The sequence below is a fragment of the uncultured Methylobacterium sp. genome, from assembly GCF_964242245.1.
GTDB lineage: Bacteria > Pseudomonadota > Alphaproteobacteria > Rhizobiales > Beijerinckiaceae > Methylobacterium.
Window position 1 is genome coordinate 1 of the sequence record NZ_CAXTBY010000105.1, and the last position, 14,164, is coordinate 14,164.

11 protein-coding genes and 1 pseudogene are annotated in these 14,164 nt (G+C 69.0%); 10 read left to right on the top strand and 2 right to left on the bottom strand.

Annotated features, from left to right (window positions below):
- The first annotated feature begins 364 nt into the window (after positions 1 to 364).
- From ACFE8Y_RS17295 to ACFE8Y_RS17335, 9 genes and pseudogenes are all read left to right on the top strand, one after another.
- A complete protein-coding gene (locus ACFE8Y_RS17295; RefSeq protein WP_375465621.1) occupies positions 365 to 1,285 on the top strand; it encodes a carbohydrate ABC transporter permease in 921 nt (306 codons plus the stop codon).
- Between the two features lie 8 nt (positions 1,286 to 1,293).
- Positions 1,294 to 2,130, top strand: a complete 837-nt coding sequence (locus ACFE8Y_RS17300) for a carbohydrate ABC transporter permease (RefSeq protein ID WP_375465622.1) — start codon at positions 1,294 to 1,296, stop codon at positions 2,128 to 2,130.
- 55 nt (positions 2,131 to 2,185) lie between these two features.
- Positions 2,186 to 2,731, top strand: a complete 546-nt coding sequence (locus tag ACFE8Y_RS17305; protein ID WP_375465623.1) for a hypothetical protein — start codon at positions 2,186 to 2,188, stop codon at positions 2,729 to 2,731.
- Positions 2,732 to 2,733: 2 nt separating this feature from the next.
- Complete coding sequence (locus ACFE8Y_RS17310; RefSeq protein ID WP_375465624.1) at positions 2,734 to 4,296, top strand: GMC family oxidoreductase; 1,563 nt, start codon at positions 2,734 to 2,736, stop codon at positions 4,294 to 4,296.
- Between the two features lie 25 nt (positions 4,297 to 4,321).
- Entirely contained in the window at positions 4,322 to 5,797 is a 1,476-nt protein-coding gene (locus ACFE8Y_RS17315; protein ID WP_375465625.1) for an aldehyde dehydrogenase family protein, read from the top strand.
- Between the two features lie 256 nt (positions 5,798 to 6,053).
- Positions 6,054 to 6,585, top strand: a pseudogene (locus ACFE8Y_RS17320) (c-type cytochrome).
- A 316-nt stretch (positions 6,586 to 6,901) separates the two neighbouring features.
- Positions 6,902 to 7,513: a beta-class carbonic anhydrase gene (locus tag ACFE8Y_RS17325; RefSeq protein WP_375465626.1), complete on the top strand. Its 612-nt coding sequence runs from the start codon at positions 6,902 to 6,904 to the stop codon at positions 7,511 to 7,513.
- 28 nt (positions 7,514 to 7,541) lie between these two features.
- Positions 7,542 to 8,546, top strand: coding sequence for an aliphatic sulfonate ABC transporter substrate-binding protein (locus ACFE8Y_RS17330; protein WP_375465627.1), 1,005 nt, complete (start codon positions 7,542 to 7,544; stop codon positions 8,544 to 8,546).
- A gap of 4 nt (positions 8,547 to 8,550) precedes the next feature.
- Positions 8,551 to 9,597 carry an LLM class flavin-dependent oxidoreductase gene (locus ACFE8Y_RS17335; RefSeq protein ID WP_375465628.1) on the top strand — a complete coding sequence of 349 codons (1,047 nt, stop codon included), beginning with the start codon at positions 8,551 to 8,553 and terminating at the stop codon, positions 9,595 to 9,597.
- Positions 9,598 to 9,629: 32 nt separating this feature from the next.
- Here the strand turns inward: ACFE8Y_RS17335 and ACFE8Y_RS17340 are convergent, their stop codons facing one another.
- Together ACFE8Y_RS17340 and ACFE8Y_RS17345 are read right to left on the bottom strand one after the other, a co-directional pair.
- Entirely contained in the window at positions 9,630 to 10,991 is a 1,362-nt protein-coding gene (locus ACFE8Y_RS17340; protein ID WP_375465629.1) for an LLM class flavin-dependent oxidoreductase, read from the bottom strand.
- 40 nt (positions 10,992 to 11,031) lie between these two features.
- Positions 11,032 to 12,249 carry a monooxygenase gene (locus ACFE8Y_RS17345; RefSeq protein WP_375465630.1) on the bottom strand — a complete coding sequence of 406 codons (1,218 nt, stop codon included), beginning with the start codon at positions 12,247 to 12,249 and terminating at the stop codon, positions 11,032 to 11,034.
- 305 nt (positions 12,250 to 12,554) lie between these two features.
- On the opposite strand from ACFE8Y_RS17345, the gene ACFE8Y_RS17350 reads away from it, so the two are divergent.
- Complete coding sequence (locus tag ACFE8Y_RS17350) at positions 12,555 to 13,952, top strand: LLM class flavin-dependent oxidoreductase (protein ID WP_375465631.1); 1,398 nt, start codon at positions 12,555 to 12,557, stop codon at positions 13,950 to 13,952.
- Positions 13,953 to 14,164: the final 212 nt, after the last annotated feature.

Here is a 14,164-nt window from a genome sequence, read left to right on the forward strand (position 1 = left end):
CGAAGTTCTACGAGATCTACGACGTCATGAGCGGGATCGCCCAGGAGGTCGGCCTGGGCAAGCTGTCGCCGGAGGACGGCGCCAAGAAGGGCCAGGCCGAACTGCTGAAGCTCTGTCCCACAACCTGCCTGCTCTGAAGACGACGCTTCGAGACTCGGGCGGTGCGCTCGGAGACGCCGCCATCCCCGGCCGGAAAGCCGGGCACGGCGGCGTCCGGAGCACGGGACCGTTCGCCGCCTCTAAGCGGGCTTTCGTGGCTTCGCCCACGCAAGCCTGCTTAGATCTTCTTGTGGTCGCATCATTTTTCTCCGCGAACCGCGGTCCACTTCGCGGAATGATGCTTAGGCGCGATGAAGGACTGACGATGGCGAACGCCGCAGACGCCGTGATCCTGACGCCCGAGGCCGCACGCGCGCGGCCTCGGATCTGGTATCCCTACCTGCTGATCGCGCCGTCGATGATCACGCTGACGGTCGTGTCGCTGATCCCGTTCCTCTACACCGCCTACATCAGCGTCCACGCGGCCAAGTTCGGCCGGGTGACCGAATTCGTCGGGTTCACGAACTACGCGCAACTGCTGAACGACCCGCGGTTCTGGAACTCGATCGGCGTCGCCGCGGTGTTCGTGTGCATCTCCGTGCCGATCGAATTCATGCTCGGCCTCGTAGGCGCGCTGATGTTGAACCAGAACGTGCGCGGCCGCGGCGTGATCGTGCCGTTGCTGTTCATGCCGACCATGATGGCCCCGATCGTCGTCGGCCTCTTGTGGAAGATCATGCTCGCCGGCTCGTGGGGGCTTATCTCCTTCAACGTGCTGGAGCGGTTCGATCTGATCGGCGAGACCTCCGCCTTCGCCTCGCCGGCCTTCGCGCTCTACGCGCTGATCTTCGTCGACGTCTGGCAATGGACGCCGTTCATGATGCTGGCGTTCTTCGCCGGGCTTCAGGCGCTGCCGCTCGGCCCCTACCGTGCGGCGGCGGTCGACGGCGCCTCGACGCTGATGGTGTTCTTCAAGATCACGCTGCCGATGATGACGCCGCTGCTGGTGGTCATCGGTCTGCTGCGCTTCATCGACGCCTTCAAGGTGTTCGACACGGTCTACATCCTGACCGGCGGCGGACCGGGGATCGCGACCGAGACGCCGAGCCTCTTCGCCAACAAGATGACCTTCGAGTTCTGGAACCTCGGCGAATCCTCCGCCATGGCGGTGCTGGTCTGGATCGCGTTCTTCGCCTTCTGCAACGTCTTCTATCAGGTCGCCAAGAAGCGCCTGAACGCATTCTGAGGTTGACAATGGCTCTCGCCGCCGTCCGTGACGAACGCTCCAGCGGCTTTCTCTGGACCTCCATCGCCGTCGTCTACGCCGTCGTCACGCTGTTCCCGATCTTCTGGATGGCGACGATGATGGTGAAGCCGAACGAGGCGATGTTCGCGCGTCCCACCGTCTGGCTGTTCACGCCGACGCTCGACCATTTCGACTACGTGATCGCGAAGGGCTTCGCCTGGAGCCTGCTGACCTCCTTCGTGTTGTGCTCGATCTCGACCGCCCTCGTCGTTCTCATCGGCACGCCCGCGGCCTACGCCTTCGCGCGCTTCGAGATGCGGGCGAAGGACGACCTGTTCCTGTTCATCCTGGCGACCCGGATGGCGCCGCCGGTGTGCATGGTGATCCCGTTCTACTTCATCTTCGCCAAGATCGGCCTGCTCGACACCTTCACTGGCCTGACGCTCGCCTACATGACCTTCAATCTCTCGTTCTACGTCTGGGTGCTGCGCAGCTTCTGCCGCGACCTGCCCGTGGAGCTGGAGGAAGCCGCCACGCTGGAGGGCTGGTCGAGGCCGCAGGTGTTCCTGCGGCTGGTGCTGCCGCTCCTGCGCAACGGCGTCGTCGCGACGGCGGTGCTGTGCTTCATCTTCGCGTGGAACGAGTTCCTGTTCGCGTTCATGCTCGGCGGCAAGGCGGTGCAGACGCTGCCCGTGTCGATCCCGAAGCTCATCACCGGCCAGGGCGTGCGCTGGGGCGAGATGGCGGTGGTCGGCGTCGTCGCGCTCGCGCCGGTGCTCACCGTCGTCTTCCTGCTGCAGCGGCACATCATCCGCGGCCTGACGCTCGGCGCGGTGAAGGGATGACCGCCGCTCTCCGCGACGGACCGTCCGCCCTCGATCGCGCTTCGGGGACACGAGCATGACCGCAGACCCCATCGTCGCCCGCAAGGACTCGGCCCGCAAGGACCTGGCCCGCAAGGACCCGCGCCTGCCGCCGCCGCTCGCCGTCTCCGAAGGCGACGACTGGACCGATGCGCTGAGCCTGCTGTCGCCCGGCGCCGCCGCGACGGTGGTCGCGGTCGTGCGCACGCTCTGCCCGCACGACGCCATCCCCGAGCGCGTCTACCGCCGCACCGTGCTGCACATGGACCGGCTGTTCGCGGCGAGCCCGGCCGCGGCGCAGTTGGTGGCGGAAGCCCTCGACACGCTCGATGCCGCGCTGCCGCTCCCGTTCAGGGAGCGCTCCGAGAGCTACCGGGTCGCGAGCCTGAAGGCGATCGAGGCGACGCCTGCCTTCACGGTGCTCCAGCGGGCCGCCGTCCGCTTCTTCTACGACGACGTCGAGGTCTGGCAGGCGTGCGGCTACGAGGGCGCCGTCTCCGACATCGGCGGCTTCGTGCACCGCGGGTTCGACGACCTCGACTGGTTGCCGGAGCCGGCCGAGGCCGCCGGCGGGGAGGTCTGAGCATGGCGACCTACGCGCTCGACGACGGCGATGTCGTCGTCATCATCGGTTCCGGGGCCGGCGGTGGGACGCTCGCCCACGAGCTCTGCGCCCACGGCCTGAAGGTCGTGGTGCTGGAGGCCGGCAGGCAGCTCTCCACCGACGATTTCGTCAACGACGAGTGGGCCGGCTACGCGATGCTGTCCTGGCTCGACAAGCGCACCGCCTCCGGCAACTGGCGCGTGGCGCGCGACCATCCGACGGCGCCGTCGTGGAGCTGCATGACGGTCGGCGGCACCACCACGCACTGGTCGGGCTGCTGCTACCGCTTCGAGGATTTCGAGCTTCGCGCCCGCACCGTCTACGGCGACATCCCCGGAACCAGCCTGATCGACTGGCCGATCACGCTGGCCGAGCTCGAACCCTATTACGAGCGCGCCGAGGCGCGCATGGGCGTGACCGGCACCAACGGCCTGCCGCCGCTGCCGCCGAACAACAATTACAAGGTGATGCGCGCCGGCGCCGAGCGGCTGGGGCTGACCGTCTCGACCGGCCGGCACGCGATCAATGCGATCCCCTACGACGGCCGTCCGGCGACGGTGCAGGACGGCTTCACCGTCACCGGCGACCGCAACGGCTCGCGCTGGTCGACGCACAACGTCGAGTTGCCGCGCGCCGCGGCGACCGGCAGGCTGGATCTGCGTTGCCAGTGCCGCGCCGTGCAGATCGAGCACGCGGCGTCGGGTCGCGCCTCCGGCGTCGTCTACGTGGACGCGGACGGCGTCCGCCGGCGGCAATCCGCCCGCGTGGTGGTACTCGCCGGCAATTGCGTCGAGTCCTCGCGCCTGCTGCTGCACTCCAAGAGCGCGCGCTTCCCGGATGGCCTGGCCAACGGCTGGGGTCACGTCGGCCGGCACTACCTGCGTCACGTCGTGCAGACGGTATGGTCCGTGTTCGACAGGCCGGTCCACATGAACCGCGGCGAGATCATGGCCGGCTACATCCCGGACTTTGCGAGCCACGACCCGTCGCGGGGCTTCTCGGGCGGCTACCTGATCGAGCTGAACAGCATGGGGCTGCCGACATGCGCGGCGTTCTTCGAGCCGGGCTGGTGGGGCAGGGACTTCGCGCAGGTGATGGAGCAGTACGCCCACATCGCCGGCCTCTTCATGACCGGCGAAGACATGCCTCAAGCTGGCAACCGGGTGACGCTGGGGGACGAACTCGACGCCTTCGGCGTACCGGTGGCCAACCTCCACTACGACGACCATCCCAACGATCTGCGGATGCGCAACCACGGCTTCAGGATGCTGGCCGGCATCCACAAGGCCGCCAGCGCGAAGCGTTCGATCGAGGCGCCGCCCTACCCGGCAAGCCACAATCTCGGCTCCAACCGCATGAGCGCCCGGCCCGAGGACGGCGTGCTGGACGGCCACGGCCGCGCGCATGAATGCGCCAACCTGTTCATCGCCGACGGCAGCCGGTTTTCGACCGGCGGCGCGCGCAACCCGACGCTCACGATCGTCGCGCTCGCGATCCGGCAGGGCGATTTCATCGCCGCCGCGGCGCGCGGCGGCGCGCTCTGACGTTCCGCTCCCGAGGAGGCCCTCCATGAATCCGGCTGCGTTCGATGTCATCGACGGCCTGCCGCACTACAAGCTGTTCATCGATGGTACGTGGACGAAGTCCTCGCGCAACAGGCTCGCCGACGACGTCAATCCCGCGACCGGCGCGGTCTTCGCCCGCACGCAGCAGGCGGGCGCCGAGGAGGTCGATCGCGCGATCGCGTCCGCGCACGCCGCGGCGCAGACGTGGGGCAGGACGATGGTCTCCGAGCGCGAGAGCCTACTCCTGAAGACCGCGGACGTCATCCTCCGCCGCACGCCCGAGATCCGCGACCTGCTGATCGAGGAATGCGGCTCGGTGTTCTCCAAGGCGCTGTGGGAGATCGAGTACGTGGTCGACGCGCTGCGCTGCGCGGCCGGGGACGCGCGCCACGTCATGGGCGAGACCATGCCGATGACGATGCCCGGCCAGATCTCGATCTCGATCCGCAGGCCGCTCGGCGTCGTCGCCGGCATAGCGCCGTTCAACTCGCCGTTCCTGCTGTCGATGAAGAAGATCGCCTACGCGCTCGCGACGGGCAACACGTTCATCCTCAAGCCGTCCGAGGAGACCCCCATCTCCGGCGCGCTGATCGCGGACCTGTTCGACGAGGCGGGCCTGCCGCCGGGCGTGCTGAACGTGATCCCGGGCGTGCCGGCCGAGGTCGGCGACCGCCTGATCGCCGACCCGCGCGTCCGGATGATCACCTTCACCGGCTCCACGCGCACGGGCCGGCATCTCGCCGTGGAGGCGGCCAGGCACCTGAAGCGGTTCACGCTGGAGATGGGCGGCAAGAGCCCGCTGATCGTGCTCGCGGACGCCGACCTCGACTACGCCGTCGACGCCGCAGCCTTCGGCATCTACCTGCACCAGGGGCAGGTCTGCATGGCGAGCGCGAAGGTGATCGTCGAGGCGCCGCTGTTCGACGCCTTCGCGGAGACGTTCAAGGCCAAGACCGCCGGCATCAAGGTCGGCGACCCGCGCGACCCGGAGACCGTGATCGGCCCGCTGATCCGCGCCCGCCAGTGCGATTTCATCGACGGCCAACTCAAGGACGCCTCCGAGAAGGGCGCCACGATCGTCGCCGGCGGCACGCATGAGGGGCCGTTCTACCAGCCGACCGTGCTGACCGGCGTGACGCCCGGGATGCGCATCTACCACGAGGAGAGTTTCGGACCCGTGGTCTCGCTGATCTGTGCCGAGGACAGCGAGGACGCGCTCCGGATCGCGAACGACACCGAGTACGGGCTCTCCGCGGCTCTGATCACCAACGACATGCAGAAGGCGCTCGACCTGTCCCTGCGGCTGGAATCCGGCATGGTGCACGTCAACGACACCACCATTTCCGACGAGCCGCACGTCCCGTTCGGGGGCGTCAAGAACTCCGGCTTCGGCCGCGAGGGTGGACGTTACTCGCTGGAGGCGCTCACGGAGGTGAAGTGGGTGACGCTGCAGATGGGCAAGCGGCTTTTCCCATTCTAGAGCATTTCCCATGATCTTCGGATCACGGAAAATGCTCTAACGCCTTGCATGGTCGCATTGTCTTCACGCAAGGCGGCATCCACCTCGCTGGAAAATGCCGGCCTTATGGAGCAAATGCACCAAGGGGATGGCACGTGCCGTCGTTAGCGGTGGCGTGGACCATCGTTGGCTGTGCGTCGGCGTGATTTTGAGCCTAGCCAAGCGCATTGGGTTCTACATACGGCCATAAGACTGACGGCGCCGACGATCTGACGACATGGGACGGTGGACACGGGCGCTTATCATACCTGCGATCGGACCTGCCACGGCGGACCCTCCGCCTCGCTTCGGCCTCGGCCGTCCCGCAATCCCGGCGGCCGTCGCACCCTGGGACATCGATGTCCGTACCGATGGTCGGGGCCCCCGGCTACGGCACGGCGCGCGACGGAGCGGTTCTCTTCGCCGCGCGCCGCGCCGGATGCCGCGGTGCGCAGGGCGAGGGCGCCGCCGATGCCCTCGTGGGCGGCCGTGGCACGTTGGCGACGGGAAAGCCGGTCCGGACCTTCGGCAGCTACTGGCCCTACGCGACGACCCTGCTCGACGATATCCGGCGCGCGATGCCCTTCGATGCCCCACAATCCCTGACCGCGGACGAGGTCTACGCGGTCAGCGCTTACGTCCTGCAGCTCAACGGCGTCCTGCCCGAGGGCGCCGGCCTCGATGCCGTCTCGCTGTCTGGGGTGGTGATGCCGAACCGGCACGGGTTCACCGCCGATCCACGGCCCGATCTGCCGGTCGCCGCACCCTGAGCAGCCGGCACGTCCTGATCATGGCGACCCTCGCCGTCTCCGCACGCGCCCCATCGTCGATCACCTCGGACCTCGGCATCCCGGCAGCCAGCGACCCGGTGATGAAGGCGGAGTAGTGGAGCATTTTCCGCAACGGCTGCGCCGGCGAATAACATTGTCGCTCACGATGGATATTGGAAATAGGCTTCCTTTGACGCGGTCCTGGGCGAAGTCGATACTTTGAAACGCTCCGAAGTCCAGACCCATCGCATCGACGGAGCCCCTTCCGGCGTAGTCGGCACGGTGCCATCTGCCTGATGGCGACAGGAGCTTCCCGATGGCAGAGACGATCGCACACCATGTCTACGACGAGGTGATCGCCGCCAACGAGGCCTACGCCGGCGCCTTCGACAAGGGCGACCTCGCCCTGCCGCCGGCTCGGCGCTTCGCGATCCTCACCTGCATGGACGCGCGCCTCGATCCGGCGAAGTACGCCGGGCTGTCGGAGGGCGATGCCCACGTCATCCGCAATGCCGGCGGCCGGGCGAGCGACGACGCCATCCGCTCGCTAGTGATCTCGCACAAGCTGCTCGGCACGCGGGCTTGGTTCGTCATCCACCACACCGATTGCGGGATGGAGTTCTTCACGAACGCGATCCTCGGCGACCTGCTCGCCGACAGCCTGGAGACGGCCGCGCTGGAGAACGGCGCCTGGGTGAACCCGCATCACGGCGGCGGCTCGCCCGCCGGCCACGGCATCGACTGGCTGACGATCCCCGACCGGCTCGGCAGCGTCGCTCACGACGTCCGGCGCATCCGTGCCCACCCGCTCGTGCCCGGCCACATCCCGATCTTCGGCTTCGTCTACGACGTGGCCACGGGACGCCTGAACGAAGTCGAGGCCGCGAGCGAAGCCGGCCGGCCCACCGCGCAACCGCCCGAGCCTTGAGCCCGCGGCGCATCCATCGGAGAACACCATGATCGTCACATCCCCGCGCGGCGGCGTTGTCCCGCCGTCCCGCCGCGCCGTGCTGCGCGCCGGCGCGACCCTGGCGGCCGGGCTCGCTGGCATGGTCCCGGGCCTTCGCGGCGCCCGCGCCGCCGAGCGCACCGTCAGGCTCAGCTATCAGCGCTCCTCCGTGCTGCTCACCATCCTGAAGGTGAAGGGCACGCTGGAGGAACGGCTGAAGCCGCTGGGCTTCACTCCGTCCTGGCACCTGTTCACCAACGTGATCGAGCCGATGAACGCGGGCGTCGTCGACCTCCACGCCGACGTCGCCGACGCGGTGCCGATCTTCACCCAGGCCGCCAACGCAGCCCTGACGTTCTACGCCCGCGAACGCGGCTCGCCCGCGGCCGAGGCGATCATCGTGCCGGCTTCCTCGTCCATCCGCACGGTCGCGGACCTGAAGGGCCGCACGGTCGGCGTCTCGCGCGGCTCGGGCTGCCATTTCGTGCTCGCCGCCGCCCTCAAGCGCGCGGGCCTGAGCTTTGCCGACATCAAGCCGGCCTATCTCCAGGCGCCGGAGGGCGCGGCGGCGTTCGAGCAGGGGAGCCTCGATGCCTGGGTGATCTGGGACCCGTTCCTCGCCATCGCCGAGGCCAAGCGCCCGGTGCGGGTGATCGCCGACGCCACCGGGTTTTCGAGCTACCACCGCTATTACCTAGCCAACGACAGCTTCGTCGCGGCCCACCCGGACATCGTCGCGACGGTGTTCCAGGCGCTCGGCGAGGCGGGGCGCTGGGTCAAGGACAATCCGGACGCGGCCGTGGCCCTGCTGGCCCCCGTCTGGGGCGACCTGCCGCCGGCAATCGTGGCGGCGGCCAATGCCCGGCGCACCTACGTCGTCGATCCGGTGGAGCGGGCCCAGCTCGGCGAGCAGCAGGCCATCGCCGACACCTTCCGCGAGGCCGGGCTGATCCCGCGCCAGATCGACGCGACCGACGTGCGGATCTGGCAGCCGCCGGCAGGCCGGGGCTGAGCCAGTGCGCGATCATCCCCTGCGCTTCGGCATCTGGGCGGCGGTGCACGGCGCGCGCGCCGCCCACCACGACCCGGACGAGCCCGACGACGCCTCGTGGGAACGCAACCGCGCCCTGGTCGTGGAAGCGGAGGCGCTGGGATTCGACGCGGTGCTGGTCGCCCAGCATACGGCCAACCCCTACGACGATCGCCGCGACCAGTTGGAGGCCTGGACCGCGACCGCGGCGCTTGCCGCGCTGACGGAGCGGATCGAGCTCATCGCGGCGATCAAGCCGGGGCTCTACCATCCGGTGGTGCTGGCGAAGATGGCCCTGCAGATCGAGCACATCGCCTGCGGCCGCTTCGCGCTCAACCTCGTCAACGCCTGGAACCGGGCGGAATTCGAGAAGGCCGGCCTGCCGTTTCCGGCCCACGACGCGCGCTACGGCTACGGCCGGGAGTGGATCGGCCTCGTCGATAGCCTGATGCGCGGCGAGCGCGTAAGCTTTTCGGGCGAGCACTTCCGGATCGAGGACTACCAGTTACGGCCGGCCGGGACATACCGGGCGCGCCCGAAGATCTATCTCGGCGGCGAGTCGGAGCCGGCACGCGCGCTGGCAGCCGACCACGCCGACATCTGGTTCATCAACGGCCAGCCGCTCGACGACGTCGCCGGCCTGATCGCCGACGTGGCACGCCGCCCGGCCGCCAACGGCCCGCTCGCCTACGGCCTCTCGGCCTTCGTCATCGCGCGCGAGACCGACGCGGAGGCGCAAGGAGAGCACGCGCGCCTCCTGGCGCTCGCGGGCCGCGACGCGACGCTCCGCGCCGACACGCGGGCGCGGACCGACACGGCGAGCGTGATGTTCGCCAAGACCGATGCGGCGGCCGCGCGCCATGTCGGCACCAACGGCGGCACCGCGGCCGGGCTCGTCGGCAGCTACGAGACGGTGGCCGCGCGCATCCGCGCCTTCCACGCGGCCGGGATCGAACTGTTCATGCTCCAGTTCCAGCCCTTCGAGGCCGAGATGCGGCGCTTCGCCCGCCACGTGATCCCGCGCGTCCGGTGAGACGGGACGGCGCATCCGTCGCGCAGTGGCGGCTACTCGGCCGCTGCGCGGCCGGACGAAAGGTGGCGGCGATGGGCCGGGCGGCGCAGGCCGAGGTTTTCGCGCAGCGTCCGGCCCTCGTATTCCGTCCGGAACAGGCCGCGGCGCTGGAGTTCGGGGATCACCAGCGCGGCGAAGTCGTCCAGCCCGCCGGGAAGCGTCGGCGGCATGATGTTGAAGCCGTCGGCCCCGTCCGCCTCGAAGCGCTCCTGCAGGGCATCCGCGATCTGCGCGGCGGTGCCGACGAGCGTCCAGTGCCCGCGTGCGCCGGCGATGCGCAGGTAGAGCTCGCGGATCGTCAGACCGTCGCGCCGCGCGAGCGTGACGAGCAGGGCCTGCCGGCTCTTGCCGCCCTCCGTGGCGGGCGCTTCGGGGACCGGGGCGTCGTCCGCGTAGCCGGAGAGGTCGAGGCCGGCGAGCTGCTCCAGCAGCGAACGCCCGACGACGGGGTGGATCAAGTCTTGGAGCGCGCCGTACTTGTCCTGCGCCTCGCCCTCCGTGCGCCCGACGACCGGAAAGGCACCGGGCATGATCTTGAGGTCGTCCGGGTCGCGACCGTACCGTGCCATGCGGCCCTTCACGTCCGCGTAGAAGGCCCTGGCATCTTCCAGCGTCGTCTGTGCGGTGAAGATCACTTCGGCGGTCCGGGCCGCGAGCGCCTTGCCGGCTTCCGAGGAGCCGGCCTGCACCACCACCGGATGCCCCTGCGGCGGCCGCGGCACGTTGAGCGGCCCGCGCACCGAGAAGTGCGCGCCTTCGTGGGCCAGCACGTGCAGCTTGTCGGGATTGAAGAAGCGTCCCTCCGCCCGGTCCCGGACGAAGGCGTCGTCCTCGAAGCTGTCCCACAGGCCCGCCACCACGTCGGCGAGCTCCTCGGCGCGGGCGTAGCGCGTGGCATGGGCGAGGTGGCTGTCGCGGCCGAAATTGTAGGCCTCGCGGGGATCGGCTGAGGTGACGAGGTTCCAGCCCGCCCGGCCGCCGCTGAGGTGATCGAGCGAGGCGAACTTGCGCGCGACGTGGAAGGGCTCGTTGTAGGTGGTCGAGGCGGTCGCGACCAAGCCGATGCGCTCGGTCACCGCCGAGAGGTGGGAGAGCAGGGTCAGCGGCTCGAACTGCCCGACGTAGCGGATCGCCGTGCGGCTCAAGGCGTCGATATCGTCGCCGCGGATGCTGACGCCGTCGGCGAGGAAGATGAGATCGAACTTGGCGGCCTCGGCGACCTGCGCAAGGCGCCGGTAATGCGCCGGATCGACCCCGGCATCGGCCTGCGACGACGCGTGGCGCCAAGCCGCGACGTGGTGCCCGCCCGGATAGAGGAAGGCGCCGAGGTGCAGTTTTTCTCCATGACGCGCCATGGAAAACTCCTTCCTCTTCAGGGTCCGGTCGTGTGGGTGCTTATGCGGAGCCGACCCGGTACTGGCGTGGCGGGGCCGTGCCGTTGACGGCGAAGTCGCCGACCGTGCGGGCGCGGTAGATCCGCGGGTTGTGCGAGGCGATGGTGCGCGCGTTGCGCCAGTGCCGGTCGAGGCCGAGCCCGCCCTTCGTCGCCGAGGCGCCGAGCGCGTCGAACAGGGTTGTCGTGGCGTCGAGGACGAGGTTCGTCACCACCGTCACCGCTTGGTTGACCTCGACGTCGGCGATTGAGGCCTCGGCCTCGGCCGACCGACCGGCACGATGAGCCTCGTAGGTCCGCTGCACGGACTCCGCGGCCTTCAGCACGATCGCGCCGGCCGCGTAGGCGGCTGCGCGCCCGCGCCCGACCACCTCCAGCACCTGCGGATCGTCACTGGTGCGGCCGGCATTGCCGTGGCTGTAGATCCGCGTCCGCTCCGACACGAGCTTAGCCACATCGACTGCGGCCGAGCGTGCGATGCCCGACAGCGTCGCGAGGTGGACGAGCTGGAAGAACGCCATCGCGTAGGGGAAGCGCGCCGGGTCCGGCTTGATCAGGTCCGGCCCGAGGATCACGTCGGTGAACGTCGCCGTGCCGCTCGCGGTCAGCGCCTGCCCGAAGCCGTCCCAGTCGTCCACGATCGCGACGCCCGGCGCCCGCACGGGCACCGCCGCGACCATCGCCGCCCCCGCCTCGTCCTGCGCCGAGAGGTGGATCCAGTCGGCGAACAGCGAGCCGGTGGTGTAGAATTTCCGGCCGTTCAAGACCCATTCCGCCCCTCGCGGGCGCAGGATGGTGTCGAACTGCCCGACCTTCGCCTCGCCGGTCTCGGACACGCCGCTGCCGACCGTCTGACGGTCGCCGATCCGCCCGAGCCAGCGCTCCCGCCATTCCGGAGAGGACGAGCACAACGCGTCCTCGGTGAACCCGAAATGGGCGCGCAGCGCATTGGTGACGTTGGGGTCGGCCTGCGACAGCTCGATCAGCAGGGCGAACAGTTCCGGCAGGCTGGCAGTGAAGCCACCCTGGTCACGTCCGAGCCGCAGGGTGGTGAATCCCGCATCTTTGAGCCAGTCGATCTCGTCATGGGGCAACCGGCGCTCCCGGTCCCGCGCCACGGCCGTGCCCCGGACCCGCGCGAAGACCGGCCGGAAGCCGGCGGCGAGATCCTCGTAGCGCGCGCTCGGCCCCGCGCCCCATCCCGCATCCGTCTGAGACATCCGTCCGATCCCGTGAAGCCGAAGGGGGGCCGCGCGCCTGCGGCAGCAAGCGACCCGGCATCAGTTTCTGCCGTCACAGATCGACAATCGTGACGAGGGCCGCAAGTGGGAATCCAATCTTTGCCACATATTCGGAAATCAGAACTCCATTTACGCGTCGATCTGGATCAGCTTTTTTAAATTCATAAGTTTATCGGAAGATCATTTTCGTTGACCGGCGGCGATCGGCCGTTAGGCTTGCTCGGATACGCTGCCTGCTGCTTTTCGTGGCAGGACGCGGTGCCTTTTCAAATCCGGACTGCGTTATGAGCGCACGGCGCGAACTGCGATTGAACGCTTTCGAGATGGCTGCGCCCGGCCACACCTGGGCAGGCCTATGGCGGCATCCGCGGGATACCACCGCGGGCTACAACACCCTCGAGTACTGGGTCTCGCTCGCCCGCACCGCCGAGCGCGGCCTGTTCGACGGCGTCTTCCTCGCCGACGTGTTCGGGATCTACGACGTCTACGGCGGCAGGGCCGAGACCGCGCTGGCACGGGCGGCGCAGGCACCCAACATCGACCCGTTCCTGGTCGTGCCGGCGATGGCGCACGCCACCAAGCATCTCGGCTTCGGGGTCACCGCGAACCTGACCTACGAGCACCCCTACGCGTTCACGCGAAAGGTCTCGACCCTCGACCACCTGACGGGCGGCCGGGTCGGCTGGAACGTCGTCACCGGCTACCTCGAGAGCGGCGCGCGCGGGATGGGCTTGGCAGAGGCCCGCGCCCACGACGAACGCTACGATGCGGGCGAGGACTTCCTGGAGGCCGCCTACAAGCTCTGGGAGGGAAGCTGGGAGGACGGCGCCGCCGTGCGCGACCGTGCGGGCGGCGTCTTCACGCGCCCCGACAAGGTGCACCGCGTCGTCCACGACGGCCCGTATTACCAGGTCGACGGACAGCACCTGACCGAGCCGTCGCCGCAGCGGACGCCGGTGCTCTACCAGGCCGGGGCGTCGTCGCGAGGCCGCCAGTTTGCCGCCCGGCACGCCGAGAGCATTTTCCTCAACGGCCAGACCAAACCGATCGCGGCGAAGGCGGTGCGCGCCATCCGGGAGGCCGCCAAGGCGGCGGGGCGCGATCCTCACGACATCCTGATGTTCCTCGGCGCCACGGTGATCGTCGCGCCGACGCGGGCCGAGGCGCTGGAGCTCCGCGACGAGTACGCGCGCTACCTCGACGTCGCGGGGCAACTCGCCCTCGTCTCCGGCTGGACCGGCATCGACCTGTCGGAGCTCGATGCGCACGAAGGGCTCGCCTACGTGAAGACCAACGCGATGCAGTCGCTCGTCGAGAACCTGACGATACCCGGCGAACGCCCGTTCACGCGCGCCGACTTCGCCGAGTTCGGCCCGCGCGGCGCACGGGCCCCGTTCATCGTCGGGTCGCCCTCGGAAGTCGCCGACGCGTTGCTGTCCTGGGCCGAGGAAGCCGACGTCGACGGCTTCAACCTCACCCGCGCCGTGGCGCCGGAGACCATCGAAGCCTTCGTCGACCTCGTCGTCCCCGAACTCCAGTCCCGCGGCGCGTTCAAGCAGCGGTACCGCGACGGGACGCTTCGCGAAAAGCTTTTCCCGGAGGGCAGCGCGCATCTCAAGGCGACCCATCCGGGCGCCCGTTTCCGCCGCTTGGACGCGGTTGCGCAGGCCTCGGCCGCCTGACCTGATCTTGTTTCCTTGAAGATACAGGATTTGGCGCGGGTCCCTTCTCCCGGGGGGAAAGGACAGGATGAGGGGCGTGACCTTTCCGTAGATGTCACGCCCCTCAACCCAGCTCTCTCCCTTGGGAGAGGGAGCGCGCGCATATCGACAGACATCAACCCCAGACCTGAGGATTCGCGATGCCCGCTGCCAGAACCCGTCGCGACCTCTTC

What these genes read in the sequence shown, in the direction of transcription:
- ACFE8Y_RS17300 (WP_375465622.1), top strand. Translation starts at nt 1,294, where the DNA reads ATGGCTCTCGCCGCCGTCCGTGACGAACGCTCCAGCGGCTTTCTCTGG.
- ACFE8Y_RS17330 (WP_375465627.1), top strand. Translation starts at nt 7,542, where the DNA reads ATGATCGTCACATCCCCGCGCGGCGGCGTTGTCCCGCCGTCCCGCCGC.
- ACFE8Y_RS17345 (WP_375465630.1), bottom strand. Translation starts at nt 12,249, where the DNA reads ATGTCTCAGACGGATGCGGGATGGGGCGCGGGGCCGAGCGCGCGCTAC.
- ACFE8Y_RS17305 (WP_375465623.1), top strand. Translation starts at nt 2,186, where the DNA reads ATGACCGCAGACCCCATCGTCGCCCGCAAGGACTCGGCCCGCAAGGAC.
- ACFE8Y_RS17340 (WP_375465629.1), bottom strand. Translation starts at nt 10,991, where the DNA reads ATGGCGCGTCATGGAGAAAAACTGCACCTCGGCGCCTTCCTCTATCCG.
- ACFE8Y_RS17295 (WP_375465621.1), top strand. Translation starts at nt 365, where the DNA reads ATGGCGAACGCCGCAGACGCCGTGATCCTGACGCCCGAGGCCGCACGC.
- ACFE8Y_RS17315 (WP_375465625.1), top strand. Translation starts at nt 4,322, where the DNA reads ATGAATCCGGCTGCGTTCGATGTCATCGACGGCCTGCCGCACTACAAG.
- ACFE8Y_RS17350 (WP_375465631.1), top strand. Translation starts at nt 12,555, where the DNA reads ATGAGCGCACGGCGCGAACTGCGATTGAACGCTTTCGAGATGGCTGCG.
- ACFE8Y_RS17325 (WP_375465626.1), top strand. Translation starts at nt 6,902, where the DNA reads ATGGCAGAGACGATCGCACACCATGTCTACGACGAGGTGATCGCCGCC.
- ACFE8Y_RS17310 (WP_375465624.1), top strand. Translation starts at nt 2,734, where the DNA reads ATGGCGACCTACGCGCTCGACGACGGCGATGTCGTCGTCATCATCGGT.